Genomic DNA, 2244 nt, shown 5'->3' on the forward strand with positions numbered 1-2244 from the left:
CATTAATCAGTTAATGTTTTACATTTAATATCATATTCTATTATTTATAATAGAAAGATTTAGTTTTAAGAAAATTATGGATACTGTTTATTATATAGACATCATTTGGTTTGACTATTAAAAAAATACTCAAAAATAAATAATTTTTTAGATGTTTAATTTTTTATCCCAAAAAATAAAAATAAAAGTGGGTGTCTTAAAATGAACTTTTTAGTTCATGAGGCACTCTTTTTTGTATGAAATTAAATATATTTTCATCATTTCAACAATCAAAAAGAGGCTTATCTCTCTATTTTGAGACAGCCTCTTTTATTTTTTATATAATTATAAAGTATTTGTAAACTACTTAGATTATTTTTTAGCGCCTTTAGTCATATAAGCATACACTGGTAAGCCTATAGCTGTTATTATAAGACCTCCTAGAGATATCATAGTAGTTTTCATACCTGCAAAACATAATTGATTAACTACAACAAATATACCACTTGCTATAGCTATTATTGGAACAATTGGATATAATGGTACTTTATACTCTCTTGGTATATCTGGATGAGTCTTTCTAAGTTTCATTACTCCTATAAATGTTAATACATAGAATATCCAAGTGGCAAATACTGCTAAGTCAGTTAATAAATTAAATTGACCTGATAAAGCATATATAGATGCAATAACAGATACTAATGCTATAGCATTTGCTGGAACTTGGGCAGAATTTAATTTAGAAAATATACTATATTTTGGTAAAGTCTTATCTGTAGCTAAAGTATATGCCACTCTTGAACCAGTTAGTAAAAAACCATTTAATGCTCCAAACACTGAAATTAATATACCTACAGATATTATTTTTCCACCCATTGAGCCAAATATAACTTCAGCAACTGCTGATGCAGGAGAAGCATAATTTGCTAATTCACTAGCTGGTAATACCCAAAGATATGCTAAGTTTATTATAAAGTAAACAGCCATAACAACTGATAATCCACCTATTATAGCTTTTGGAAGGTCTTTTCCAGGGTTCTTCATTTCTCCAGCTAAAGTACCAACATTCATCCATCCATCAAATGCAAATAATATAGCAATTAAAACTTGACCTAATACACTACCTAGACTTAATCCCTCACCAACCATAGGTGTAAGTATTGGATTATCTCCACCACCTTTAATAAATCCAACAATCATTATTAAAATAAGTGGTATTAATTTACATATTGTAGAAACTGTCTGTATAACTCCTCCAGTTTTTGAACCTAGCATATTAAGTCCTGCAACTATTACTATAATTCCAATTGCTATTGGAAGTAACAATGATGGACTACCAATTAGTGCTGATGCTTGTTCTCCAAATATAACACCCAATGCTGCCATCATCCCAGGATAAAATAATACAATTTGCATCCAACCAGTTAAAAAACCTAATTTTTCTCCATAAATTTCTTTTATATATACCATCATTCCACCAGTTTTTGGTATCGCAACTGATACCTCTGCAGCTGTAAGACCAGCTGTTATAGTTATAATTCCAGCTATTAACCACGCCAATATACCAAGACCTGGAGCTCCTCCAGTTAATGTATAAACTGCTTGTGGTTTAAAAAATACACCCGCTCCTATAACGGAACCAACAACAGTTGATAATGCTGCTGACACGCCAAGAGTCTTTTTTAGTTCATTACTTCCCATGTTCTTCCTCCTACTTACTCCTATTTAATTTTAATTTCATAGTTATATAAGCATACATTATGCCAATATTATAGAAAAGCAGTTTTATTATTTATTAAAATAAAATACCTCTATTCAACTTTTGTAATCTTTTACTTTTAATTCCAGTTTAAAAAATTTATAAAAATTAAAAATCCAAATGTAATAATATTTTTTAAAAGTAAATGTATTTTTTATATTGTATAATATACATTGTATATTTATAACATTAAAATACATCATAACTATTAAGTTGAAATCATTTTAAATTTTTTGCAATAAAATTTCACTATTTTTCAAAAACATTTTAACTTATTTCTGTAATTTTCTATTTTTAATGTCTTTTATATAATAGTATGATTTTTGCTTATTTTAGAGTCTATTTTATAGTAATAAATAATTTGACAATTTATTATAACCCAATTTAAACCAGAAATCAAAATTAATATTTTATTTTTTTGTTTAAAAGTGAAATATTAGTTTTAAAAACTCTTTTTATATGTTGAAATCTGAATATGTTTTTTTATAAAACCACTACTTTTATTC

General features: G+C 27.0%; 1 protein-coding gene. It reads right to left on the reverse strand.

The genetic code is table 11. The annotated features are described in order from the left end of the window. Positions 1 to 351 precede the first annotated feature (351 nt). On the reverse strand, positions 352 to 1680 hold the full coding sequence (locus tag KGF42_RS18870) for an APC family permease (protein WP_054273547.1): 1329 nt from the start codon (positions 1678 to 1680) through the stop codon (positions 352 to 354). Between the last annotated feature and the right edge of the window lie 564 nt (positions 1681 to 2244).

This window comes from Clostridioides sp. ZZV15-6383, from assembly GCF_020657735.1.
In the GTDB taxonomy this organism is placed as follows: Bacteria; Bacillota; Clostridia; order Peptostreptococcales; family Peptostreptococcaceae; genus Clostridioides; species Clostridioides difficile_D.